The sequence below is a fragment of the Helicobacter labetoulli genome (assembly GCF_003670275.1).
GTDB lineage: Bacteria > Campylobacterota > Campylobacteria > Campylobacterales > Helicobacteraceae > Helicobacter_C > Helicobacter_C labetoulli.
In genome coordinates this window covers 120041-143485 of the sequence record NZ_QXJF01000003.1, presented here as the reverse complement: position 1 = coordinate 143485, position 23445 = coordinate 120041, and the positions used below count along the sequence as shown (strand labels likewise).

Genomic DNA, 23445 nt, shown 5'->3' with positions numbered 1-23445 from the left:
CCGCTTACAAGAGCAAAGCCCTTGTTCGCTCCTAAAGCTTGAGTTAGTGAGTGTTTACGCATTCATCAACTCGTTTTTTTAGCTTAAAAAGCTCACTTACTCTACTCACTATGATTTAAATTCGTGGTGTTGCTTTGTGGGCTTTGGGCGGATTTTAGGGTAGGAGTTACCTAAAGGTAATGACTATCCTAAAATCCGCACACATCGCACAAATGATTGCCCGAAGTTAAATCATCAACTCGTTTTTGTTTGTTTCATAGCCGCCCCTTTAAAGTATGCAGTTACCCATTTGATTTTTACTTTTCTAAAGGAGGAGAGGGGCGACTAAGTGGAAGTGTATAAAAACAAAGAGAGAATGCAAAGGGTTAAAATTTTTTAGATTCTCCAACTTCTTGCTTTTTTTCTATGTCTTGGTAGAACGCATTCAATGCTTTCACTCAAAGGAGCTTTGACATCACTATGGATTAAGGCACTCGCACAGGCATCTATACAATCATCTTTTCTAAAAGGTTTATCGGGGTTAAATGAAAAAAGCTCCTTTTTAAACTGCTCTAAGCCCCTTGCATTGTGATTAAATACTAAAAGCCCTGTGTTATAAAAAGGTCGCATTGCCTTAATCTTATCTACTTTGCTTATTTTTCTACTAGGCGTGTAGCAGAAAATATCTTCGCTTAAAAGCTCTAAGCCTTGCTCCTTTGCCTTTTGGTTAAATTTAGCTAATTCACTCAAAAGCAACCTATGTAAGATTAAGCCCCCACCTTCGCTTTCTATATAAGTTTTTGCGGTTTTGTATTGGCTTTTAAGCTCTAAAATATGCTTGATTGTATTCTCTTCGCTCCACACACCAAAAAGCACATCTTGCACGATATATCGCACATTTTCATTATAAGATTCCACACTCACTACGCATAACGCCCTATTATCCGCACTTGCTTTTAAACTCAAAGCATTATCTACAAAGATCTAAGTATTCACCTTGCCTATTTCGTATCCCCAAATATAGCTAAAATACTGCTCATCAAAATATCCACCACTTGTGATTAAGGGCTCTTGCAAATATTGAGATGAAAATTCATCATTTCCCATTTGCAAACGCAAATGTTCTAGCTGTGCTTCTGTGTGTCTAGCTCTAAATAACGACTCGCCCTTTTTCCTAAAATAGCTAAAGTCCCCTTGTGTGTAGGTCGTATCTTTTTTTTCAATGGCTTTAAGGCTTATTTGCTTCCATTGATTGATGACATCTTTGTCAAACTCTCGCTCATTAAGTAAAAATCCGCATAAATCATCTACACCAAGCCTTTGCATTAAAATAGTGATATTACTTTTATTATCTTGCAAACGCGATAGCACAGATTCTTTAAAATTTTGATTAACAAGATTTCTTGCCGCCCTTGAACTCATCTCACTTACTTTTATAGGGTCATCTATAAGGATTTGATGAGCGTGAAAGCCTGTTAGGGCAGATTTTAGCGTGGTTACAAACAAACCTCCACCTTCTCGTAAAACAAACTCTTGGGCGTTATCTTGCAAAAACTGCGGAGGGGAGAGAAACACATCGCTCCATAGCTTAGATTTGAGTAAATCACGCACTTGATTGGCGATTTTCCTGCATAATTCATCACTATAAGAGATGTAAAAAAACTTTCTTTTTCTATCCTTACCCAACGCCCACGCGATGAAACTTCTAGCTATGATTTCGGTTTTGCCATAAGAGGGAGGCATATTAATCATTAACCTTGTAATAAGTTCTGTTTGGCTTGTCTTTGCGGTGCTTTTAAGGGATATTTGCTTTTCGTGTGTGCGACAGCCCTTATGGCTAGTCTCCGCACTCAAAGCTTCACAACCATTAAAATCACTCGCAAATACTTCGCCTTCGTGTGTTTCTTGTCTGCTTGTATCCGCTTTTTTGTCTCGGCCAGATTTTTGCTTACCGCTCGTGCAATCCGCAAGGATTTCACCCACACTTGCAAAAATGACAAAATCCTGCGGGGGTGTGGGGTGTGGATTCTCACTATGATTTAACTTCGGGCAATCATTAGGAAGTGTGGATTCTAGGATTTTGCATAGGTATTGTATATGCCACCCCTCCATAAAAGGTGCATTGTTATACCGCTCCCACTTGAGTTTTAAAAATGAGTATAAATCCTTTTGAGCTAAGGTTCTAAGGATAATTTCTTGCTGTATATTTTTTTTATCCATAGTCTTAAGGAGTGTTAAAATCTACTCGCAATGTTGTCATTTGTAAGATTTGGTAAGGATTTTGAACCCATAGTTGCAGTCTTTTTTACTCCGTGCTTATTAAATTCTTTTTGGGCTTGATTTAACGCATTATTACCGCCCAAATTCAACAAAGATGAATCCGTAGCATTTTCCGCAGTTTTTGTGGCTACATCATTTCCCCCACCGCTTTGCAAATTTTGTCTTAAAGCAAGAATACCAGTAGCATTTTGGGCTTTAGAGAGTTGATTGGCATAATGCAGTCCTGTGGCTTGTTTGCCATATAGATTTACTTGTGCATTAGTGAGTTTGTTTTTTAAAGCTAAATCACTATCATATCGCCTTTTATTCTCATCAAACTCTTTAGTGTATCGCTCATCATTGATACTATCTCTTTGCTCTTTGTATGCCTTTTCATCATTATAGGCTTTTTCTCTAAAAGCTTTTTGCTCTTTTGCCTCCTGTCTTCTTGCAAAAAAATCGCTAAATTTCATAGCATTATCGGCAAGACGCTCAAAGCTTTGGGTCATCATATTTTGTGCTTCCACGCTTTTATCCATTGCGTTGCTTATATTTTGGTAGTGGGATAGTCCTAGTCTAATGTCTTGTGGTTGCATTTTTTCTCCTTTTTATAAAATTCAGCTTTGGGTATCCGCCCTTGTAGCTTCTTTGGTGGTGTAGGAGATGATACATATCCCACCTTGTCCCACACTCACTTCTATGGACGAACGATCAGTAACTTCAACAAAGCCACTTACACATTCTCCACGCATACCTTTGCCATTTACACCCCCTAAGCCCCCTCTAGCTGATAAATGAGTGCCAAAGCTTGTAATGTCCCCTTGTTTTGCGGAGTTGTCCGCTCCGCTTCCACCTTGTAAAAAGACATAATAGTAAATATGATCCTCTGTCGGGGTAAAGGTGGCATTTTCCAAATATGTTACGCGTTTGAAATTAGCCCCAAACTGCGTGGTTCTAGCTTGTATTTGCTCAATATATCTTTTTAAAATAGCAATTTCCCCCGCACATACTGAATCTAACTCTTTTTTATAAGCGGTTTTTATATCCTCTAAGTTCTCACTATGCTGCTTTGTAGCGTTATTTAGGCTGATGATATGCTCCTCTTTGACATTATTTAGGCTTATGGTGTGGTTAGCCGTGCTTTCTTGTAGTTTTTTTATACATTCATCATTTTTGTTTTCAAACTCCACTTTTGCATTTTCTAATGTTTTTCTAGCAGCCGTAATTTCTTGGTGTGCTAGGTCTAGCTGGGCTTTTTTGTTTAAAAAATTCTGCTCTAGCTCGGTTGTTTTAGAATCTACCAAGCGGATTTGTGCTTTGATATGATCTAAAGCATTAATCTCTTGGGCTTGTAAATCTGCTTCTAAAAGCTCTTTTGCATTTTGCAACTTCGTGTGCAAATCTCCGCTATGTGTGCTTAACTCCGCTTTAATCTCTACAAGCTTTTGGCTGAGAGATTCTAAGATGCTTTGTTGAGTTAGAGTGATTTCTTCTATAAAGGTTTTGCCTTTGGCATAAATTTGCAAAAGCTCTTCTCTTTGGGCTTCTAGGGCTTTTAACTTTTCTAGCGTGAGCAGTATATCCTCCCTATATCCTAAAATATCATTGCATTGAGTTTGTGTTTGAGTAAGGCTTTGTTCGCATAAAAATGCCCGTTCTATGCAAACATTCATATTTTTGATAATCACTTGCATATTGACATTGAGGCTTTCTTTAAGTGAATTGAAGTAAAGATTGAAGCTATTTAAAACACTTAAAAAGTGATTATATTGACTATTGGGTGTGTCTTTTTTAGAATCTAGGATTTCTTTATCCTCTTTTATCAAATTATAGCTTTTCTCAAAAATATGCTTAATGCTATTAAATCGCTCTAACAACACACTTAAGCCTTGTAGTGTCAAATGCACTTGCTCTTTCCACGCTTGATTTTTTTCTAGGCTTTGTGTGATTTTGTCTATAAAACTATGGGATATATCTTCAGGCAGTGTGTTTTCAGGCTCTTGTGGCTGTGGTATAGATGTATCTGGGTTTGAGGGGAAGGAGGGGATTTCTGGCAAGGCAGGGAATATAAGCTCGGGTGTCTTATCACTCTCAGAGCTTGGCTCTTGTGGTGTTTGCTCTTGCTCTACTTTAGGCTCTTGTGGTGTTTGCTCTACTTTAGGCGGATTCTCATTTTCTATTTTTTCTTGTGAGTTATCCTTGTTTTGCTTTGTATTTTCACTCTCGGTATTGCCATTTTCTTTCTCGGTATTCTCCTTAGAATCCACTTCAGTGCTTGGCTCTTGTGGCAGAGTGTCGCTCTCGGGGATTTGCTCTTGTGGGCTTTGCTCCTCTTGTGTGTGTTCTTGAACTTGTGATTTTGCTTTTCTTGGCATTGTGTATCCTTTTTATGTGGATTTTAAGACAATTAAAACATATTTAAAGTTTTTAAAAAAGGGTTAAAAAGCTTATTTTAGCCCTCTTAAACTCTCATCGCTCACTTGCAATTCAATCACGCTTTTTTCAGTTTTTTGGTCGTTTTGTGAGATAAACTCTATTTTATGCTTTCCTAACTCTTGGCTTTTAAAGAGCATTGTATCGCCACTATGTGTTTCACCATTTTCTAATAAAAAATAATTTGTTGCATTTTCTAATGTGCTAAAGGCATAGATTCTTATAGGTATATTTGGCAGGGTTTCTAAGCTTGGGGCGTAAATATGAGTGCATTTTTGGAGTTTTTGCAAGTCTTGCAAGTCATTAAGCTCATCGCTTACCTTGTCTAAAAAGTCTTTGAGCTTTTGGCTCTGATCATCTAAGCCTATAAGATTAATGGTTTGCATAACATTATTTGAATGAGCAGATATTCCCCCACCATTTGTAACATTTCCCACTACTTGCAGGAAAGATACCATTGCATTAGCTCTATTGATTGCTGCGTTATCTTTGAGAGATTTGAGCATAGATTGACATTGCACGAGTGTATTTAGCACTTGGGCTTTTGTGGATTGGAGTGTGGCTTGGGCATTGAGAAAATCTAGCTGCATTTTTGCCCTTAGATTCTCTTCTTGCAAAACTTGAGCTTGTTCTTGCAGATAGAGTTTTTCATACTCTACGCAAGATTGCAAGGCTATGGTGTGAAGCTCTTTTGTGCTGAAGTTTTCAGTTTTGAGGGCGTTTCTAACATTGATAAAGTTTCTAATGAAGCGGAGTATGTGCATATTTCATTCCTTTTTGTTGGTTTCGCGTTGGCTTTTTGTGTTTTTTGTGAATCTTGCAAAATCTTAGAATCCTGTGTATGATTTAAATTCGCGGTGTTGCTTTGTGGGGCTTTTATTTTATTTCACAGCCGTAAAGTTTTTTCACAAAACTTTACTTAAGACCGCTTGTGCGGAATAAATCCGCACTTCGCTCCTAAAGCCCTGCGGGGGGGGGGCAGCTCGTTTGATTTCACAGCGGATTTTAGGGTAGGAGTTACCTAAAGGTAATGACTATCCTAAAATCCGCGTACATCGCACAAATGATTGCCCGAAGTTAAATCATTATTACTTTGCTTTGTAGCTTGTCGTTGCAATAGATTCTATTCATCGCTGCCACAATATTGTTTTCCTCCGTCTTTTTAAGATTCAAAAAAAAGCCGATTTTGTTGTAGTTCTCATCTTGTGTATTGACTTCTAAAATATTACATAGTGTGCCATATACCAAAAAATAAGCTACGAAAAAAGGTAAATCTATCTTCTCTTCTGGGCTTTTTAGTGGCACAAACTCATTATAAATAAGTTTTAATTCTCCTTCTTTAAATGGCGTAACTGAAATAAGCTCATTGTGTATGAAAAGCGATAAAGGCTCGGTGGGGGATTTTTGGATATTTGTGCGTGTGTTTAAGACTTTGTTATTAAAATAAGCTTTTTTGATTTTAAGTAAAGAAGGGATTTTTATGTCTTTATGCGTGGGGTTTAGCTCTGTGATTTTAGTTTGCAAATTAAAATCATAAGTGCCTATGAGATAACTCAAAGCATTATTGAGATTATCTATAATCTCATCATCACTAAAACGCAAGTCGTTATAATCCTCATCTTTTAGTCTGCTTCGTATTTTTACTAAAATGTCTTCAACTATCATAAACAAAACCACCCATTATACGAATTTGTAAGGCTTCATAATCTTTTGGCAAAAGATACATTTTGCCTTTTTGTATGTTTTTTGTATCAATGTATAAAAAATCCTTTATAAGCTCTCTTTGTTTGTAATCTCGCGGTTGCTTACCTGTGAGCAAAAACTGCTCTAAATACTCTGCTTCCAAATTCTCAAAATCATATGCTTTCACACAATCTAAGTAATACAATGCTCCCTCTCCTGCAATCACAAAAAAACGCACATCATCAAATACAAAATATTCTCCGCCTTTTGTAAAGGGGAGCATTATACTCGCACTTGTAGTTTCAAAAGTGGCTTTTTTGCTACCATACTTGGAGTGAAGTGTTATTTGCTTTGTTGTATCCGCTTTTTTGTCTCGGCTAGATTTTTGCTTACCGCTCGTGCAATCCGCAAGGATTTCACCCACACTTGCAAAAATGACAAAATCCTGCGGGGGTGTGGGGTGAGGATTCTCACTATGATTTAAATTTGCGGTGTTGCTGTGCAAGTTTTGAGAATTTTTGTCCGTGCCTTTGCCAAAATTCTCAATCTTGTCGCATTGGATACCCGAAGTGAAATCATTAAAAATTACTTCACGCATAAGAGTTAGTTCCTTGTCATAGGATTAAGATCATACGCATTTGCCGATTCTGCAACGGCTTTATTAGCTTCTAGTCTTTCTTCTTCTCTTTTCTTAAAGCGTTCATTTTCTGTATTAAATTGCGTTTTAGCAAAATCTAATTGCTCTTTTGCTCTTCTATTTTGTTTATCCGCTGCACTTATCCCACTCCATAAGCTCCCTATACTCGCCACAGCAGATACTCCAGCACCCACCCCGCTCATAAGGTTATTAAAACCTGAAAATTTAGCTACTCCAGTCCCTGCCTGTGTTGCAGTGTTAGAAAGATTGCCTAATTGTCCTAGTGGCATATTCGTACCACCAGAAAGTACGGAGGATAAGTTTTGTCCATAAATACTTGAACTAAAAGGAGTTACTTGCATATTTTTTAGCCTTTTATATGAAATGAAATTGTATTAAATCTAAAAGCTAGAGGATTTAAAAGGGTTAAAAAGGATTGTGGTATATAATTGTAAGTAGAGGTTGCACTAGAGAGTTGCACCTCTCTAGCTGTAACCTACTTTTTGCAAAGGAAGTTACTATGGTTAAGATTATCACAAGAATCTTAATTGCCATAATACTATTATGTGTAATAGTTGTCAAGTGTAATTAAGATTAATCCACGCTCTGCTACTTGGGGCTTTTATTTTATTTCACAGCCGTAAAGTTTTTTCACAAAACTTTACTTAAGACCGCTTGTGCGGAATAAATCCGCACTTCGCTCCTAAAGCTTGAGTTAGTGAGTGCTTACGCATTCATCAACTCGTTTTTTTTAGATTCTCAAGTGTTAATTAATACTCCACTAATATTTCACTTGGTAAAAAGTAAAGCACCCTTAGCACACCCTTTGTATCCTCGCTCACACCATCACAACCTGTAATTTTTGCTGTGATAACGCCATTGTCTTTTAAAGTAAGTAAGGTGGCAGATTGCGCAAAGCTTTTTGTTGTGGCTGAATTGTTAAGAAACACATTTGCTTCATCATCAAGCCCTATGCTTACTGTTCCACCTGCGCGGGCTTTTGTGATTTTCAAATTCACACTTACAACTTCAGCTCCACTTGGCAAAGCAACAAGTTCTTTTTTTTCTATATTTGCTAGTGCAAATTCCGCCTTGCAAAGATAACTGATATTTTTGACTTTTTGATTTTTCATTTTTTTGCTCCTATTTATTTTATTTCACAGCCGTAAAGTTTGGCACAAACTTTACTTAAGACCGCTTGTGCAGAATAAATCCGCACTTCGCTCCTAAAGCCCTGCGGGGGGCAGCTCGTTTTATTTCATAAGGCTTAAAAAGCTCACTTACTCTACTCACTATGATTTAAATTCGTGGCGTTGCTTTGTGGGCTTTGGGCGGATTTTAGGGTAGGAGTTACCTAAAGGGTAATGACTATCCTAAAATCCGCACACATCGCACAAATGATTGCCCGAAGTAAAATCATCATACTTTAGCTGAGAAAAGACCTATTACGGCGAAGTCTGTATCATTATACACACTTGATACGCCGTGGGGACTAACAAACTTGCCCTTAGAAATGGCTAGGATTCTATCTACACCACAGATTGTTTTACGCCCTGCATCTTCACTCTCACTGATGTAGAAATTCACACTATCATTTCCTGCCATTACTAACGCACTTGCCCCGATTAATGCCCCTATACTTACAGGAGTAGTAGTTCCTGCGTAGCTGCTTGGTGGGGTAACTTTGTTGTGATTTTGCATATTGAGATGTGCTTTAAACTCGCTATCGCTCACCTCACTATTAAGCAAACCGACATTAAGGCTAGTCCAAACGCCCATATCAATAATAGGGCAATTATCAATCATTCCTACAAGTCCTGTGAAAAGAGCATTTTTATCGCCCCTGTCCCCTGCGTGTTTGTGGATTTCTTGCCACTCTTTGTCCTCTTTAAGCTGATTAATAGCATAGCTATCAAGCAAAATGATATAAGAGTAGTTTTGCACGGGAATACCTGCCTGTGTGATTGTCTCGCTTCTAATGGGTTTTATAGGGAAAGCTTGGCTTCCATCATATTTTATCCCCGCTCTTGCTTGGAATATCGCACGGCGTAAGGCTTTGACATTCATTTTATCATCAGCGGTAATGGTTTTTGATAAATCGCTTACACTTTGATGAGTTTTTTCTGCTTTTTTAAAGCCATTGGTTTTGTCGCATACCACGGCATTGCTAAAATCATTACTCAAAGCACAAACTAACGCCCTATCTCGCCTATCTGTAATCCATTGTGTAAGGCTATCACTCGCTTCTTTTACAAAATCAATTTGTTTAATCTCAGAGTAGTGCTTTACTTCGCTTTTAATGGCATTACCTAAAACTTCGGGGTAGATGGTTTGAGATAAAATTTCAAGGTTATCAAAATTTGTATCAAAATCACTATTCCCCCTTACTCCGCTTCCTGTAAGTTGGGCTTTAAGTCTTGGGCGATAGGGCTGGGTGTCATTGACAATATAAGTTCTTACCCCCCCTATCATTACCACGCCCCACAAAAGGTTCAAAAGGGCTTTTTAGCCAACTTGCTTTTTCAATCTCTTGTCCTATTTTGACACTGACATTTGGGTCGGTTTTCCATTGTGAAATATTAACTTCATTAAGTCCTTCTAACATTGTATTTACTCCTTTTAAATTTGTTATGGGCTTGTCTTTGCCAAATTGTAAGATTTAACAAAACTACACTTAAGACCTGCGGTATTGCTAACTCGCTTTTCTAAGGCTTTTAGATTTTGTGATGATTTTGGGAGTTGTGTAGCAATTTGTGCGGAGATAAGCCAAAAGGGCTATCACACAAACAAATTGCAAACTCTACCAAAAGCACCCAAAAGAAAAAGCCTACACCCTAAAATCTATTCATTAGAGAGGTGTTATTCACCCCTTCTGCCTCGCTTGGATTCCCCTCTAGTCTTTGGGGTAAATCCTCGCTTTCTTGCTCTTTTGCCTCTTGCTTTCCTCCACCCAAAGATTGCTTAAAAAGCTCATAAAGGGCGTTAAAAAAGTCGCTAGGGTTGAGATTATCTAGCTCTTTTTTATATCTTGGGCTTAAATCTTCATTGTAAAAGCTCATAAGCTCATCAATGTTGGCTTCTGGATTTTCTTGTAAAAAAGCTTCTTGTGCTTGTTCTATATCCGCAAATGTTTTTTTCTGCATTATTTGGTTATCAAGCTCATTTAGCCTTTTTATCTTAGGCGTAAGTTCGCTGTTTAAAAACTCATTTTGCTTTTGTAATATAAGCTTGATAAAAGCTTCTTTATCTGCAAAAAATAGCTCATCATCAGCACTTAAGCTCTCCGCACAAGATTTAGCAAAATTATTCTCAATGCTTTCTTCACATTGTTTAAGCTCACTAGCTAGAGCATCTCTCTCTTGCTCATCTGCTTCTATGCTATCAGGTGGCGGACTATTTTGTAGGCTTGGCTCTTGCTTATCCATTTTGTCTCCTTGTTTTAAATTCTCTGCAAGTGTGCTATAATGAAAAAAACTTTCAAGGGTTAAAAATGCTTGAATTATATACAGGGCTAGTGGTAGGGCTATGTGTGAGTTTTCTTGTGTTAATCAATGAAAAGATAAGCAAAAAGATTAAGGGGGGTGTATTAGGTCTTTTTGGTAGTGTTGTGATTTTTTTGCTTGTTTATGATTATCTCTATCACCCTTTTTTAAAGCAAAAACCCCCTTTGACTTTGCCTATTGCTCCAAAGCAAGAGCTTATATTGCCTGATAGTCCTAAATATAATAAGCTTAATGATATTCTAGGCTGAATCCGCGTTGGCTCTTGTGTGTTTCTTGTGCTTGTTGTGAATCTTGCAAAATCTTAGAATCTTGCGGGGGTGTGGGGTGAGGATTCTCACTATGATTTAAATTCGCGGTGTTGCTGTGCAAGTTTTGAGAATTTTGGTAAAGGTTAGCGGACTTGGTGTCCGTGCCTTTGCCAAAATTCTCAATCTTGTCGCATTGGATACCCGAAGTGAAATCATTAAATTTATTCCGTACAAGCGGTCTTAAGTTGGCTTTTTAAGCCAACGGCTATGAAATCAAAAGGAAATTGTTTTCATTTTGATTAATTCCCCTCTTAAAAGCTCTGCTAACTTAAAATCTTTATCTTGCAGGGCTTTGTTTAATTGTCTTTGCAAACCTTGCTTTTTAAACGCTTCTAGGCTTATACTCCACTCATCACTTGGTAGTAGCAGGGCGTTTTTCACAAAGGGTTTAGTAAGGACTTATAATATTGAAGTAGAAAAAATAGATTCTGAGTGGAACTATCCTAGCAAAATAGAGATTGAAAATGCTCTCTCTTTATCACAATCACAAGAATATAAACTGCCTATTTTTGCGGGATTTGATATAGAGAAAAAGCCCTTTATTTTGACTTAGTAAAAGCAGTGCATTTAATTGTCGCAGGGAAAACAGGCAGGGCAAAGGTCATCATCACTTCAAGTGCAAGTGATGGTGCAAAGCTATCCAAGTTTCACACAAGCAAAGAAGAGCAAAGATATATCGCAAATCGGGCAAATGATATAAATGACTGCCTAGAGTTTATCATCGTTTGTGATATGTGGCTAACAGGCTTTGATGCACCACCCTTGCATACACTCTACATTGACAAACCGATGAAAGGACATACCCTTATGCAAACAATCGCAAGGGTAAATCGCGTGTATAAGGACAAGCCCTCTGGCTTAATTGTAGATTATATAGGTATTATGGCAGAGCTCCAAAAAGCCCTGCAGTTTTACACACAGGGTAAATCCCAAAACTTCCTTGTAGATAAGCAAAAGCTAGTAGATGTCGTCTATGAAAAGCACGAAGTATTAAGGCAAATGTTACACGGCTTTGAGTATATGGGGTATTTTCAAGCAGATACAAGGGGTAAGATTGACTTACTCTCGCAAATCACAGATAAGATTCTAAGTGATGAAGAGCTAAAAAAGCGATTTTTAGATGAGGTGGTGAAGCTTGTGAAAGCCTACATTATGGTGCTACCAAATGATGAGATTCAGAATATTTCAAAAGAAATTGCCTTTTTTGAGTTATTAAAAAATCGCATTAAAAAGAGCGAATACTCTAAAGCCCAAGCTGATAATGCCCTCAAACAAAGCCTTATTAAGCAAGTCATTGATAAAGAGCTAGTAAGTGAGGGCATGATAGATATTTTAGATAAAAGTCAAATCAAAACAGAAAATATCTCTATCCTTTCAAATGAGTTTTTAGAGGGTATGAGACATTATAAATATCCGCATATCGCACTAGAGACTTTACGCAAACTCTTAAATGATGAGTTACAAGCACGACTCCCAAAGGAGCTAAAAAGCAAAGGCTTATATGAAAAACTTCATCAGATTCTAATGCAATATCAAAATAAACTCATAGACGCCGCAAAAGTCATTGAAGAGCTAATAGAGCTAAGCCAAGAACTCATCGCAAGTGATAAGAAAAAACAAGATTCAGGCTTAAGCGATTATGAATATGCCTTTTATGAAGCATTGAGTGAGTTTAAGGAAGTAGAAGAGATTATGGGCGTAGAGAAACTGCGTGAGCTAAGCAAAGCGGTATTTTTTACGATTAAAGAGAATGCTACGCTTGATTGGACTTTGCGTGAGAGTGTGAGAGCAGAGCTTAGACTTGCGGTAAAAAAGATGCTAAAGAAATATGGCTATCCGCCAAATAGCATACAACTAGGCGTGGATAATGCCATCAAACAAGCCGAGCTTATCGCACAAGAGCTAGCAAACAAAGAATAATGTATGAAGATAGAAAACTTATTGCACTCATTTTTTCGCGTCATTAACACTTTTTGCTTGTAATGTTTAAGCATTCCTTTGTCATACTAACCCCACTTGTCATACTGAGCCTTTAGGCGAAGTATCTCGCAATGCAGATTCTATAATGCAATCTAAAAGAGATTTTTCGCTTACGCTCGTGCAATCCGCAAGGATTTCACCCACACTTGCAAAAATGACAAAAAGAATGATTCATACAATAACAAGAAAAAAGAGACTACAAATGACAAAATTGTTACTTGTCATATCAAGTTTTTAAGCAAAGCCAAAGTAAAGTATCTACAAATACAGAATCTACCCTATAACCACTTAGGATTCCCCGTAAAGCTTACAGAGAGCCAAATCTTATAGCTTGGAATATCAAGGGATTTTTCAATTCTCTCTCGCAAGGAATCAAACTCCGCTACCGAGCTAATCTTACAATTTTTATCTATTAAGATATTCACTTCCACCATATAGAATCGCCCTGATTTTGCCACATGCGTATCATAATCACTAAAGCCACATTCTTCACTTAAAGATTCCATAATTTGCGTGATTTTAGAATCAATCTCACTTGGGGCAACCATAATCAAATCTTTAAAATTCGCAATAGCTATGCGGATAGGTGAGACACATAGCATTAAAGATAGCACTGCTAAAAGCAAGGGATCAACATACATCGCCAAAGCACTCTCTAGACTAAGCACAAAATAAATCACGCCAAAAGCCCCTAATGCCCCTAAATACAGCACACAGTCAATCTTCCACTCCGTATTATCCACTTTAATCAAATCAGATTCTAAAAGCCGCGTATAAAAAAGCGTATAAACAAACAAAATCGCACAAAACACAAACGCACACAGACTATACGCTACCGCCCCACCAAGCTCCACCGCATAGCCGCCGTGAATGATACTCTGCAAAGCATTGATAAAAGCATACACGCATACAAAGACTAGCACAAGGGATTTAAAGAGATTTACCATAGGTTCAAAGCGGACATAGCCATATTGAAAAATATCATCATCTTCTTTGTAAATATAACGAGAAGTAATCACGCTTAATGCCCCAAGCCCAACGCTAATGAGAGCCACAAAGCCATCAAAAATCACCGCCATAGATTTTACAAAGATTCCAAAGCTAATGCCAAAAATCGCCAAAATTAACGCACTATACATTGAGACTTTAAGGACAAACTGCTCTTTTTGTGCGGCTTTTTTAGAATCTGTCTTAAGGGCGTGTTTTAGGGCTAGAATCTGTGCTTTATGCTTGTCTTGTTTCTGTGTTGTTGAATGTTTAGATTCTATGTGATTAGAATCATTCATAAAGCTAGAATCTAAGCTAGATTTTATGGGGTTTGTGGGGTTGGGTTGTGCTGTGCTAGATTCTAAAGGTTGCTTAGAATCTTCTTGCATAGTTTTAGATTTCCGCACACTTGTGCCATAAGAGCGGCGGTTGTATGATGTATCTTGCTGTGTAGTCATTATGTAGCCTTGTGGATTAGGATTTCTACAAATGATTATGATTAAAAATGATTAATACGCAAAGACTAGAATTGCGAGTGTATTTTGGGAGTTTAAGGGGTAAAAATGATTCAAAAAATCAACACAAAAACCATTATGAGTAAAAATCTAGCGTGGCTTTTAATCCTTATTGGTGGGATTTGTGAAGTGGCGTGGGTGAGTGGGCTAAAGTATGCTGATACATTGCCACTCAAAGCTTTGACCGGTGTTGGCATTGCCTTTTCTTTCACTTGTGCGGTGTTAGCGATGAAGCGGCTAGAAGTTAGCATTGTGTATAGCGTGTTTGTTGGCATTGGCACGGGTGGTGTGGTGATCGCTGAAATTGTGCTATTTGGCGAGGAAGCATCACTTATCAAAATCGCTCTTATCTCAACGCTTATGCTTGGAGTGTTGGGGCTAAAATGTAGCGTCAAAGAGAGTAAAACCGCACAAGACATACACGACCATTTGCCACAAGAGCTAGAATCTTTATTTATAGAATCTAGCGATACGCAGGATTTTCAACACAATATTAAGCAAGATTCTAAAAATAGTTCAAAAAAAGCTGAATCTAGGGCTTCTAATACAGATTCTACAAAGGACAAATAAATGTTGCATTGGATTTTACTTTTTATTGCTGGGGTGTTTGAAATCGCTGGTGTATGGACGATGAAAAAGCTCATTGATACCAAAAATAAAATCTATATCTTATGTCTTGCACTGATTTTTGCAGGGAGCTTTACCTGCCTATCTATTGCTATGCAAGAGATTTCTATGGGCGTGGCGTATGCGATATGGACGGGCATTGGTGCGGCTGGAGGTGTGCTTGTGGGGATTGTGTTTTTTAAAGAGGATAAGTCATTTTTGAAGCTTTTTTGCGTATGTGTGATTATCGCTTCTAGCGTGGGATTAAAGGCGTTAGGCTAGATTTTTCATACAAAATGCAAATTTTTTATTATAATGCGTGGTTTAGATTTTACAAGGAGTAAATGATGGCAATTAAAAAAGTCGTTTTGGCATATAGCGGTGGGCTTGATACAAGCGTGATTTTAAAGTGGCTTGGGGATAACTATAACTGCGAGGTGGTAACTTTCACCGCAGACATTGGGCAGGGCGAGGAAGTAGAGCCTGCAAGGGCTAAGGCGTTAAAGCTTGGCATTAAGCGTGAAAATATTTTCATTGAGGATTTGAGAGAGGAGTTTATCAAGGACTTTGTATTTCCTATGTTTCGTGCAAACACCATTTATGAGGGCGAATATCTACTAGGCACAAGCATTGCGCGACCTTTGATAGCAAAAAGACTTGTAGAGATAGCAAAAGCCGTTGGAGCGGACGCAGTAGCACACGGAGCAACCGGCAAGGGCAATGATCAAGTGCGATTTGAGCTTGGGGCGTATGCGTTGAATCCTGATATAAAAGTCATCGCCCCTTGGCGTGAGTGGGACTTAAATAGCCGTGAAAAGCTCCTAGCTTACGCAGAATCTGCTGGTATTAGTATTGAAAAAAAGGCAAATAAATCGCCCTATTCAATGGACGCAAACCTGCTTCATATCAGCTATGAAGGGCAGATTCTAGAAGACCCAAATGCCGAGCCTGAAGAGGATATGTGGCGTTGGAGTGTCTCACCGATGAATGCACCAAATGAGCCTGAATCTGTCAAGCTTGAGTTTGAAAAGGGGGACGGCGTAGCGATTAACGGGCAGAGATTAAGTCCGGCGAGTTTTTGGGCGAAACTCAATGAGCTAGGTGGCAAACACGGCATAGGGCGGCTTGATTTAGTAGAAAATCGCTATGTGGGTATGAAGTCTCGCGGCTGCTATGAAACGCCCGGTGGCACGATATATCTAAAGGCTCATCGTGCGATAGAATCTTTATGTCTTGATAGAGAGGAAGCACACTTAAAAGATTCTATTATGCCCCGCTATGCTGAACTCATCTATAATGGCTATTGGTTTAGCCCCGAGAGAGAGGCACTTCAAGCTTTGATAGATAAAACACAAGAGCGTGTGAGTGGCGTGGTGCGGCTAAAGCTGTATAAAGGCAATGTGATTGTTGTAGGCAGGGAGTCTAAAAACTCGCTCTTTAACGCCGCATATAGCACCTTTGAGGAAGATTCTGTGTATAATCAAAAAGACGCTGCGGGGTTTATTAAGCTAAACGCCCTAAGATTTATCATTGCAGGGGAAAATAGGGGGCGATAGTGATGAACTTGCACTATGTCAATGGTGGAGTAATGAGAAAGAATCTCAATAATCATTTTGATGAGTATTTCACAAAGCCAGAGATTGCTAAAATGTTTTTTGAGACAACTAAAAAAATCATAGCAAAGTATGAAAATTTAGATAAATATACTTGGCTTGAACCTAGTGTTGGCGATGGGTGTTTTTACTCCCTTCTACCTAAAAATAAAATCGGCATTGATATAAATGTAAGTAAATTTGATATTTTGCAAGGCGATTATTTGCAATTTGAATTGCCTAAAAAACCCCTTATTGTGATAGGAAATCCACCTTTTGGGCATCGCGGAGTGTTGGCGTTAGAATTTATTAAGCATTCTAAAAATGCGGATTTTGTATGCTTTATACTGCCGATGTTTTTTCAAAGTTTGGGTAAAGGCTCGGTGCGTTACCGCGTGAAAGACTTTCATTTACTTCACGAAGAATCTCTACCTCATAATTCTTTTTACCTTGAAAATGGTAAGGAAAAAGATGTGAAATGTTGCTTTCAAATTTGGAGTAAAAATTATAAAAGTGAAAAAGAGGAATTTAGCTGGTATAAACAAAAAGAAAAGCAAGAGCCATATGGAGAGATTTTAAAGGTGGTAACCGTATCTTTGGCAAAAAATAGAGAATGTGGCAAAGAGTGGATTTTTAATAAAAAGGCAGATTTTTATCTCTCAAGTACATTTTTTAAAGAAAATGCTGTGGTGAAAGATTTTTCATTAGTTAAATACAAAAGCGGGGTGGCAATTATCTATAATAAAAATGCCCCAAAAGAAAAGCTTGATGAGTTGTTTTTAAATGCGGATTGGATAAAATATAGCTCTTTGGCTACAAATGGTTGTAGGCATATTGGCAAATCACATATTTTTAAGCTTTTACACGAATCGGGGTTTTGATGGACTTAGAAAAACTTTTATTAGAACTTATAGAGCAAAAATATAGCGAAGTGCAAAAGAAGCAAAAAAGCGGAATTTTTGAAAAAATTTTGCATTTTGAGGGCAATGCCATAGGACAAATTGGCGAAAAATTTGTTAAAGAAGTGTTTAAAGCTTTAAATTTAGTGCTTGATGAATTGCCCGGGGATATTATCCACGATGAATTTGACCTGCTTTCTTGTGGTAAAAAAGTAGAGATTAAAACTGCAAGGAAAGGCTTAAATAACAATACTTTTCAGTTTAATGGAATCAATCCAAAATATAATTATGATTATATTATTTTACTAGGCATTACAACAGAGAGCGTGCATTATTACATTGTAGATAAAAAGCAAGATTATCATTATAATCACACTTTAAGAAAAGAATATATTAAGGTGAATGGCAAAGACAAGCAACTTGTAATGATGAATCCGGGCAATCAGGTTAATCTTAAGCTAACATTGAATCTAAAAGAGTTAAAGCCTATTGTTAATTTTGCTGATGAGTTAAGAAATATTTTTGGTATAAGTGGGTTGTAAAGTTTTTATGCTTACAATAAGCGTTTTCGTTTTTAAATATTTTTAAGGAGAGAGAGTGTCGCAGGTTATTACCATTACTTCAGGCAAGGGTGGCGTGGGGAAATCCACTGCTACGGCAAATTTAGCCGTGGGACTAGCCCAAGAGATAGAAAAAGAGAATAAAAAGGTTGTGGCGGTTGATTTTGATATAGGGCTTAGGAATCTTGATATGCTTCTAGGGCTTGAAAACCGCATTGTGTATGATGTGATTGATGTAATGGAAGGCAAGTGTAATCTCTCTCAAGCACTCATTAGCCATAAGAAAACAAAAAATCTTTACTTTCTTCCTGCCTCGCAAACAAAGGATAAAACGATACTTGATAAGGATAAGGTTGGCGTATTGATTGATGAGCTAAGGCAGAAGTTTGATTATGTGCTGATAGATTCTCCAGCGGGGATTGAAGGGGGATTTGAACACGCGATTTTATGGGCGGATAGGGCGTTAATCGTGGTAACGCCAGAGGTTAGCTCTGTGCGGGATAGCGATAGGGTGATAGGCATAATTGATGCAAAAAGCCATAAGGCACAAAATAATGAAGAGGTGCAAAAACATATCATCATTAACCGCATTAAGCCAGAGCTTGTGAAAAAGGGCGAGATGTTAAGCGTGGAAGATGTGCTTGGGATTTTGGCATTGCCACTTATTGGGCTAATCCCTGAAGATAGTAAGATTGTCAGTGCAACAAATAATGGTGAGCCTGTCATTTACACACAAGCACCAAGTGCTAAGGCATATACAAATATTGCAAAGCGGATTTTGGGGACAGATGTGCCTTTTATATCTATGGAGAATGAGGGAATGCTAGGAGCGTTAAAAAGGATATTTAAATGAGTGTGTTTGGTATGTTTGGTGGCTCTAAAAAAAGTGCAACAAACGCAAGAGAGCGACTTAAGCTTGTCCTATCGCACGAACGCACGGCAAATATCCCCTACCTTGAGGATATGCAAAGGGAGATTTTGCAAGTGGTGCAAAAATACACACAATCAACCGACATACATTTTAGCACAAATAGTAATAGCCATATCTCCACGCTTGAAGTGCAAATCACGCTAGGTAACGCATAGTGAAAGGGAATGTGTGGTGAATCTCCGCCTTTTGCTTTGTGGGATTTTAACGCTTTTTACGCTTTCTGTATTATGCAAGGCGGATTCTATTTCACATCTTGCAGAATCTAAGAGCGATTCTAAGGTTATCACTCACCCTTTGATTCAGGGCTTTAGCCAAATATTTCTTGGACTGCATACGGATAATTTTATCCAGCTTGATGAGGTGGGGCAAAGTAAGCCAACCCAAGATTCTAACACAAAGACAGAAGAGACTGCTTCTAAAGATTTTACCCAAAATCAAAATGATACAAAATCCCCGCGTAGTAGGCAAGATTCTACGATTGAACATCAAGCCATATCACAAAATCCAAATATGCACAATCTCATATCTAGCCCAAAGCCAAAGGTGCTGCTCATAATGGACGACCTCTCAAAGCTTTCTCAAATTAAAAGTCTAGAATCTTTGCCCCTTAACATCACGCCCTCCATTTTTCCAAAAACGCGTAGCAATGGCATAACGCCAAAACTTGCCCAGCGTGTTATTAAAAACGGCAAAAGCTTTATGATTCATCTTCCGCTAGAGGCACAAAATTTTACCCAAAAAGAGCTAGAGCCTTTAAAAGTTGGCATTGACAAGCAGAGTTTAAAAGAGCAGATTTGGCAAATCAAACAGGATTTTCCACATCTTGTGTATCTCAATAATCACACAGGCTCAAGATTTACCAAAAGCAAGGCGGATATGAAAAATCTTTTAGAAGTTTTTGATGAGCTTGATTTGAAGTTTATTGATAGTGTTACAATTCCTAATCCCGCAAGTGAGATTCTCGCCAGAGAGCAGAAGCGACTGATTATGCAAAGGGATATATTTTTAGACAATCAAACAAATATCGCTTATACCAAAAAACAGCTCGCCTTGCTTATCAAAAAAGCGAAAAAAAAGGGTTATGCCATAGCTATTTGCCACCCACACCCTAGCACTTTTAAAGCTCTAGCACAAATGCAAAAAGAGCTTAATGCCAATTTGGAGCTTGTCTCGCCTAGTGAGTTAGAGAGCTTTTTGCGTGAAAATAAGATTCACTCCTATGCGCGTTCGCCATTTTTCTAAGAGCGTGAGACTTGGGGCATAAAGTGAAAGTGGATATAGAATCTAAACCCTTAGAGCCTATTCCTGCACATTTAAATATGCTAAAAAATCCACCCAAAAAGCTTTTTTATAAAGGTGGGGCTTTAGAATCTTTATTACAAGCGGAGCATAAAATCGCCATTGTTGGCACAAGAAAGCCAAATCCTTACACAAAATCCTATGTTGCAAAACTTGCTTCAAAAATCGCAGAACTTCAGGGTGTGGTTATTAGTGGTGGGGCAATTGGCGTGGATATTATCGCTCACACTCACGCTTTTCCCCGCACGATAATGTTCTCTCCCTCAAGCCTAGATATTTACTATCCGCGTTCAAATAAGGCTATGATTGAAAAAATGATGCAAGAATGTGCGGTTATCAGCGAGTATGAAAGCCCCTATATGCCCCATAGATTCAGCTTCCTAGAACGCAATAGGCTTGTGATTGCCCTAAGTGATGTGGTGATTATCCCTCAAGCTGATAAGCAAAGTGGCTCTATGCAAAGTGCAAGGATTGCCTATGAGCTTAACAAGCCCCTTTTTGTTCTGCCTCATCGTTTGGGTGAGAGTGAGGGGACACAAGAGCTTTTGGCTACACATAGGGCAAAGTGTATTTATGATATGAATGTTTTTTTGGAGGGGATTTTTGGCGTGAAGATTCAAAGGAGCGATGAGATTTTAGAATTTTGTATGAAGAATCCTAGTTTTGAAGAAGCGTATTTAAAATTTGGCGAGAAGATTTATGAATATGAGCTTGAGGGGAAAATCGTGCGGGAAGCTGGAAGCATACGGGTGCTATAAGATGCAAAATCAAAAGAATATTCTAGCTTGTGATGTGGGGCTAAAAAAGATAGGCTTAGCGGTTGCTAGGCTTGGCATTATCCTGCCCATAGAGCCTATTTTGCGTAAAAATCGCAATCAAGCCTCTAGTGAGTTAAGCGAGATTTTAAAAATGCGTGAGATTGATATTTTAGTCGTTGGGTTGCCAAGCGGCGGGGAGGCTAGGCATAGTGATACGCGTAATAGAATCTTGCATTTTGTGGGGCTTGTTGAATTTGGCGGAGAGATAGTGTATATTAATGAGGACTACACGAGCCTAGAAGCCTTGCAATCAAGCGTGTATATGGGGAGAGAAAATCGCAAAAAAGCTCAAAAAGATGGACGACTAGATTCTTTGAGTGCGACTTTGATTTTAGAAAGATTTTTAGAATCTAAACATACTTATAATACGAATATATAGCGTTATAAACATACTTTTGTTTGTAAAAAGTATGTTAGAATTTTTGGCTGTTTTTACACTTTACATTGAGATGAAAGGCAGATTATGGCTTTGAAAACTCCTATAAAAACGACAAATAAGATTCTAGACATCGCACTCAAACTCTTTAGCACTTATGGTTTTGAAAATGTCAAAATGCAAGATATTATTGATAAATTGGCATTGTGTGGTTATACAAAGGGGGCGATCTATCATCATTTTAAAAATAAAGAGGATATTTTGTATGCGATTTTGGGGCAATATGATGAGCAGAGTGAAAAGATTTGGGAGATTGAACGCTCTCAAATCAATGGACGCGATAAGCTTAAAGCCCTTATTTTGCTTCATCTTAAGCATATTTTGACACATAAAGAGATTATCCGCAGCTCTCTATCCTTGCTTGGTTCTTTGCAGACTTTAGCCTACAAGCAAAAGCATACGCAAACACATCTTATGCCCATTGTAGAATCTATAATAGAAGAGGGCAATAGCGATGGTTCATTGAGTGTGGCATATCCAAGGGCAGCGAGTGAAATGCTCGTTTGGGGTGTGTATATATGGCTTGATAGTGCGTTATATCCTCTTAACCAAATGGAATATACTTACAAAGTGCGACATTTACGGATAATGTGCGAGGGTGTGGGCTTAAGCGTGATTGATGAGGAGATAAGTGCGGAGTTCCTTGAAGTGTGGCGAGAGATAAGATAAGGGGGATAAATAACTAGTGAATAATTAAGGAATAATTAAGGAAAATAACTGGGCATTATTTTGCGTTATTTTAAGAATTAAAGGAGAAAGATTATGCAGGATTCACAAATGCAAGCTCAACAAATGGTTATGGCGTGGGCAGGGAAAATCCCAGAAGAATCTACACTGGTTTTACAAGAGAGAATTTCAAAAGCAACAGATACAAATAAAGTTGCTTCCTTGAGTATGTTACCGCTTAAGACTCCTGTTGTGGGGTTGGTTTTGGGTTTATTTTTTGGTGGATTTGGTGCGGATAGGTTCTATAAAGGTAATATCGGGCTTGGCGTGCTTAAGCTCTTGGGTATTAGTGCTATGTGGATTTTTGCTTTCATATTTGGAGCAATGACTACATTTGCTGGTGCTGCTGTGGGTGATGAAGAAGGAGCGGCAGTTGGTGCGGCAATGGGGTTTGGTTTGATGGGGATTGTTTGGCTTATTGTTGCCGTTTGGGTTATCGCTGATTTATTTCTTGTATGGAAAGGAATCAAAAAAGATAACTTTGACAAAATCAATAATCAGCTCCTTATGCTAGGACTATAACTTCTATTTGTATTTGAAAACTTCCCTTCCAGCCCATACACTTGGGCTGGGATTGTAATTGTTTTATCTTATAGTAACTCTACTAAATCCACTCTCATTGCGGTGATGCAAAATAAAATCGTAATCAAGGAAATGCAATGTTTGGCGAAGCGTTGTCTATATTTCTCTCTATTCTCGTATTTTGTGGGCGACTTGTTTTTGGAATTTGATGTATCTTTAAGACTTTTGCGTTAGTTTTTCTTATCTTTAATGTTCCTGCACTCTCACAATCAAGCTTTGTTTTAGCCCTATGGATTCTATAATGTGTTGCTCTAAGGCTCGTTGCTCCCCATTATCCACTTCGTGATCAAAGCCTAGAATATGCAAAAAGCCATGGATAAAAAGCAAACTTATCTCATCTGCAATATTATGAGCGTAATTCTCACTCATCTCTTTGGCAAGCTCGGTGTTGATGATAATACTGCCTAAAAGGCGTTCAAATGTGGCGGTGCCATCTAAGGGTTGAAAGTCAAAATCACACTCTAAAGGAAAGCTTAACACATCTGTGGTGCTGTCTTTACCACGATGAGCAAGGTTAATCTCTCGCATTGCTTGAGAATCTACAAAAATCACCTCAAGAGTGCAATGTGAAAAGTCCCCCTGAATGAGCCTAAGATTACATATCTTAGATAAAAGTGTTTCTAGGAGATTTTTATAAGAGCTATTCTCATCTATATCAAGTTGGGGCATTAGGCTAGATTCTACAAATTGTGTAGGCAAGGCTCACTCCTTA

26 protein-coding genes and 2 pseudogenes are annotated in these 23445 nt (G+C 38.2%); 15 read left to right on the top strand and 13 right to left on the bottom strand.

Translation table 11 applies throughout. The annotated features are described in order from the left end of the window. Positions 1-375 precede the first annotated feature (375 nt). The 11 genes and pseudogenes from EBF12_RS12260 to EBF12_RS02140 all read right to left on the bottom strand — a co-directional run bounded on the left by EBF12_RS12260 (position 376) and on the right by EBF12_RS02140 (position 10416). Positions 376-945 (bottom strand): phage terminase large subunit family protein, encoded by a 570-nt coding sequence (locus EBF12_RS12260; RefSeq protein WP_341865579.1) that lies wholly within the window; start codon positions 943-945, stop codon positions 376-378. An 18-nt stretch (positions 946-963) separates the two neighbouring features. Beyond that, a complete protein-coding gene (locus tag EBF12_RS12255) occupies positions 964-2199 on the bottom strand; it encodes a hypothetical protein (protein ID WP_341865578.1) in 1236 nt (411 codons plus the stop codon). Between the two features lie 14 nt (positions 2200-2213). After that, positions 2214-2834, bottom strand: a complete 621-nt coding sequence (locus tag EBF12_RS02180; RefSeq protein ID WP_121726205.1) for a hypothetical protein — start codon at positions 2832-2834, stop codon at positions 2214-2216. A gap of 21 nt (positions 2835-2855) precedes the next feature. Further along, positions 2856-4613: a hypothetical protein gene (locus EBF12_RS02175; RefSeq protein ID WP_121726204.1), complete on the bottom strand. Its 1758-nt coding sequence runs from the start codon at positions 4611-4613 to the stop codon at positions 2856-2858. A gap of 72 nt (positions 4614-4685) precedes the next feature. Further along, the gene (locus EBF12_RS02170) at positions 4686-5435 is read right to left on the bottom strand and encodes a hypothetical protein (protein ID WP_121726203.1); all 750 of its coding nucleotides are present in this window, start codon (positions 5433-5435) and stop codon (positions 4686-4688) included. A gap of 313 nt (positions 5436-5748) precedes the next feature. Further along, positions 5749-6336, bottom strand: coding sequence for a hypothetical protein (locus EBF12_RS02165; protein WP_157979032.1), 588 nt, complete (start codon positions 6334-6336; stop codon positions 5749-5751). Next, a complete protein-coding gene (locus EBF12_RS02160) occupies positions 6326-6952 on the bottom strand; it encodes a hypothetical protein (RefSeq protein WP_121726201.1) in 627 nt (208 codons plus the stop codon). Before EBF12_RS02160 ends, EBF12_RS02165 begins: the two co-directional genes overlap by 11 nt. Positions 6953-6957: 5 nt before the next feature. After that, positions 6958-7353: a hypothetical protein gene (locus tag EBF12_RS02155; RefSeq protein WP_121726200.1), complete on the bottom strand. Its 396-nt coding sequence runs from the start codon at positions 7351-7353 to the stop codon at positions 6958-6960. 408 nt (positions 7354-7761) lie between these two features. Next, positions 7762-8124 carry a hypothetical protein gene (locus tag EBF12_RS02150; protein ID WP_121726199.1) on the bottom strand — a complete coding sequence of 121 codons (363 nt, stop codon included), beginning with the start codon at positions 8122-8124 and terminating at the stop codon, positions 7762-7764. A gap of 286 nt (positions 8125-8410) precedes the next feature. Further along, positions 8411-9596 (bottom strand): annotated as a pseudogene (locus EBF12_RS02145) (phage capsid family protein). A 229-nt stretch (positions 9597-9825) separates the two neighbouring features. Continuing rightward, positions 9826-10416 carry a Coiled-coil domain-containing protein gene (locus EBF12_RS02140; RefSeq protein WP_121726198.1) on the bottom strand — a complete coding sequence of 197 codons (591 nt, stop codon included), beginning with the start codon at positions 10414-10416 and terminating at the stop codon, positions 9826-9828. Between the two features lie 65 nt (positions 10417-10481). Here EBF12_RS02140 and EBF12_RS02135 point away from each other — a divergent pair, with 65 nt between their 5' ends. From EBF12_RS02135 to EBF12_RS02130, 3 genes and pseudogenes are all read left to right on the top strand, one after another. Continuing rightward, entirely contained in the window at positions 10482-10742 is a 261-nt protein-coding gene (locus EBF12_RS02135; RefSeq protein ID WP_121726197.1) for a hypothetical protein, read from the top strand. Positions 10743-11037: 295 nt separating this feature from the next. Beyond that, on the top strand, positions 11038-11355 hold the full coding sequence (locus EBF12_RS11625) for a hypothetical protein (RefSeq protein ID WP_167444781.1): 318 nt from the start codon (positions 11038-11040) through the stop codon (positions 11353-11355). A 32-nt stretch (positions 11356-11387) separates the two neighbouring features. Continuing rightward, a pseudogene (locus EBF12_RS02130) lies at positions 11388-12722 on the top strand (type I restriction enzyme endonuclease domain-containing protein); the annotation flags it as partial. A 338-nt stretch (positions 12723-13060) separates the two neighbouring features. Here the strand turns inward: EBF12_RS02130 and EBF12_RS02125 are convergent. Beyond that, on the bottom strand, positions 13061-14227 hold the full coding sequence (locus EBF12_RS02125; RefSeq protein ID WP_121726196.1) for a cation diffusion facilitator family transporter: 1167 nt from the start codon (positions 14225-14227) through the stop codon (positions 13061-13063). A gap of 105 nt (positions 14228-14332) precedes the next feature. On the opposite strand from EBF12_RS02125, the gene EBF12_RS02120 reads away from it, so the two are divergent. The 12 genes from EBF12_RS02120 (at position 14333) to EBF12_RS02065 (ending at position 22673) form a co-directional block, all read left to right on the top strand. Then, positions 14333-14854 carry a DMT family transporter gene (locus EBF12_RS02120; protein ID WP_121726195.1) on the top strand — a complete coding sequence of 174 codons (522 nt, stop codon included), beginning with the start codon at positions 14333-14335 and terminating at the stop codon, positions 14852-14854. Positions 14855-14857: 3 nt separating this feature from the next. After that, positions 14858-15172 carry a DMT family transporter gene (locus EBF12_RS02115; RefSeq protein WP_244196315.1) on the top strand — a complete coding sequence of 105 codons (315 nt, stop codon included), beginning with the start codon at positions 14858-14860 and terminating at the stop codon, positions 15170-15172. 65 nt (positions 15173-15237) lie between these two features. Then, entirely contained in the window at positions 15238-16446 is a 1209-nt protein-coding gene (locus tag EBF12_RS02110) for an argininosuccinate synthase (RefSeq protein ID WP_121726194.1), read from the top strand. Positions 16447-16448: 2 nt separating this feature from the next. Continuing rightward, positions 16449-17363, top strand: a complete 915-nt coding sequence (locus tag EBF12_RS02105; RefSeq protein ID WP_121726193.1) for an SAM-dependent methyltransferase — start codon at positions 16449-16451, stop codon at positions 17361-17363. Continuing rightward, positions 17363-17923 carry a restriction endonuclease gene (locus EBF12_RS02100; RefSeq protein WP_121726192.1) on the top strand — a complete coding sequence of 187 codons (561 nt, stop codon included), beginning with the start codon at positions 17363-17365 and terminating at the stop codon, positions 17921-17923. The genes EBF12_RS02105 and EBF12_RS02100 overlap by 1 nt, the downstream gene beginning before the upstream one ends. A 55-nt stretch (positions 17924-17978) precedes the next feature. Continuing rightward, positions 17979-18794 carry a septum site-determining protein MinD gene (gene minD / locus EBF12_RS02095; protein ID WP_121726191.1) on the top strand — a complete coding sequence of 272 codons (816 nt, stop codon included), beginning with the start codon at positions 17979-17981 and terminating at the stop codon, positions 18792-18794. Beyond that, positions 18791-19027, top strand: coding sequence for a cell division topological specificity factor MinE (gene minE / locus EBF12_RS02090; RefSeq protein ID WP_121726190.1), 237 nt, complete (start codon positions 18791-18793; stop codon positions 19025-19027). Before minD ends, minE begins: the two co-directional genes overlap by 4 nt. Before the next feature lie 13 nt (positions 19028-19040). Next, complete coding sequence (locus EBF12_RS02085) at positions 19041-20114, top strand: divergent polysaccharide deacetylase family protein (RefSeq protein ID WP_244196310.1); 1074 nt, start codon at positions 19041-19043, stop codon at positions 20112-20114. A 23-nt stretch (positions 20115-20137) separates the two neighbouring features. Continuing rightward, positions 20138-20929, top strand: coding sequence for a DNA-processing protein DprA (locus tag EBF12_RS02080; RefSeq protein ID WP_121726189.1), 792 nt, complete (start codon positions 20138-20140; stop codon positions 20927-20929). Between the two features lies 1 nt (position 20930). Beyond that, positions 20931-21368: a Holliday junction resolvase RuvX gene (ruvX, locus tag EBF12_RS02075; protein WP_121726188.1), complete on the top strand. Its 438-nt coding sequence runs from the start codon at positions 20931-20933 to the stop codon at positions 21366-21368. An 84-nt stretch (positions 21369-21452) separates the two neighbouring features. Next, entirely contained in the window at positions 21453-22094 is a 642-nt protein-coding gene (locus EBF12_RS02070) for a TetR/AcrR family transcriptional regulator (protein ID WP_121726187.1), read from the top strand. A gap of 93 nt (positions 22095-22187) precedes the next feature. Further along, a complete protein-coding gene (locus EBF12_RS02065) occupies positions 22188-22673 on the top strand; it encodes an NINE protein (protein WP_244196309.1) in 486 nt (161 codons plus the stop codon). Positions 22674-22919: 246 nt separating this feature from the next. Here the strand turns inward: EBF12_RS02065 and ybeY are convergent, their stop codons facing one another. Beyond that, entirely contained in the window at positions 22920-23432 is a 513-nt protein-coding gene (gene ybeY, locus EBF12_RS02060; protein ID WP_121726186.1) for an rRNA maturation RNase YbeY, read from the bottom strand. Positions 23433-23445 lie beyond the last annotated feature (13 nt).

Excerpts from the sequence above, each read along its gene's own strand:
- EBF12_RS02125 (WP_121726196.1), bottom strand. The coding sequence starts at position 14,227 with ATGACTACACAGCAAGATACATCATACAACCGCCGCTCTTATGGCACA.
- EBF12_RS02065 (WP_244196309.1), top strand. The coding sequence starts at position 22,188 with ATGCAGGATTCACAAATGCAAGCTCAACAAATGGTTATGGCGTGGGCA.
- EBF12_RS02150 (WP_121726199.1), bottom strand. The coding sequence starts at position 8,124 with ATGAAAAATCAAAAAGTCAAAAATATCAGTTATCTTTGCAAGGCGGAA.
- EBF12_RS12255 (WP_341865578.1), bottom strand. The coding sequence starts at position 2,199 with ATGGATAAAAAAAATATACAGCAAGAAATTATCCTTAGAACCTTAGCT.
- EBF12_RS02070 (WP_121726187.1), top strand. The coding sequence starts at position 21,453 with ATGGCTTTGAAAACTCCTATAAAAACGACAAATAAGATTCTAGACATC.
- minE (WP_121726190.1), top strand. The coding sequence starts at position 18,791 with ATGAGTGTGTTTGGTATGTTTGGTGGCTCTAAAAAAAGTGCAACAAAC.
- EBF12_RS02170 (WP_121726203.1), bottom strand. The coding sequence starts at position 5,435 with ATGCACATACTCCGCTTCATTAGAAACTTTATCAATGTTAGAAACGCC.
- EBF12_RS02105 (WP_121726193.1), top strand. The coding sequence starts at position 16,449 with ATGAACTTGCACTATGTCAATGGTGGAGTAATGAGAAAGAATCTCAAT.
- EBF12_RS02175 (WP_121726204.1), bottom strand. The coding sequence starts at position 4,613 with ATGCCAAGAAAAGCAAAATCACAAGTTCAAGAACACACACAAGAGGAG.
- EBF12_RS02180 (WP_121726205.1), bottom strand. The coding sequence starts at position 2,834 with ATGCAACCACAAGACATTAGACTAGGACTATCCCACTACCAAAATATA.
- EBF12_RS02135 (WP_121726197.1), top strand. The coding sequence starts at position 10,482 with ATGCTTGAATTATATACAGGGCTAGTGGTAGGGCTATGTGTGAGTTTT.
- EBF12_RS02160 (WP_121726201.1), bottom strand. The coding sequence starts at position 6,952 with ATGCGTGAAGTAATTTTTAATGATTTCACTTCGGGTATCCAATGCGAC.
- EBF12_RS02165 (WP_157979032.1), bottom strand. The coding sequence starts at position 6,336 with ATGATAGTTGAAGACATTTTAGTAAAAATACGAAGCAGACTAAAAGAT.
- EBF12_RS02140 (WP_121726198.1), bottom strand. The coding sequence starts at position 10,416 with ATGGATAAGCAAGAGCCAAGCCTACAAAATAGTCCGCCACCTGATAGC.
- ruvX (WP_121726188.1), top strand. The coding sequence starts at position 20,931 with ATGCAAAATCAAAAGAATATTCTAGCTTGTGATGTGGGGCTAAAAAAG.
- EBF12_RS02155 (WP_121726200.1), bottom strand. The coding sequence starts at position 7,353 with ATGCAAGTAACTCCTTTTAGTTCAAGTATTTATGGACAAAACTTATCC.
- EBF12_RS02110 (WP_121726194.1), top strand. The coding sequence starts at position 15,238 with ATGGCAATTAAAAAAGTCGTTTTGGCATATAGCGGTGGGCTTGATACA.
- EBF12_RS02120 (WP_121726195.1), top strand. The coding sequence starts at position 14,333 with ATGATTCAAAAAATCAACACAAAAACCATTATGAGTAAAAATCTAGCG.
- EBF12_RS02100 (WP_121726192.1), top strand. The coding sequence starts at position 17,363 with ATGGACTTAGAAAAACTTTTATTAGAACTTATAGAGCAAAAATATAGC.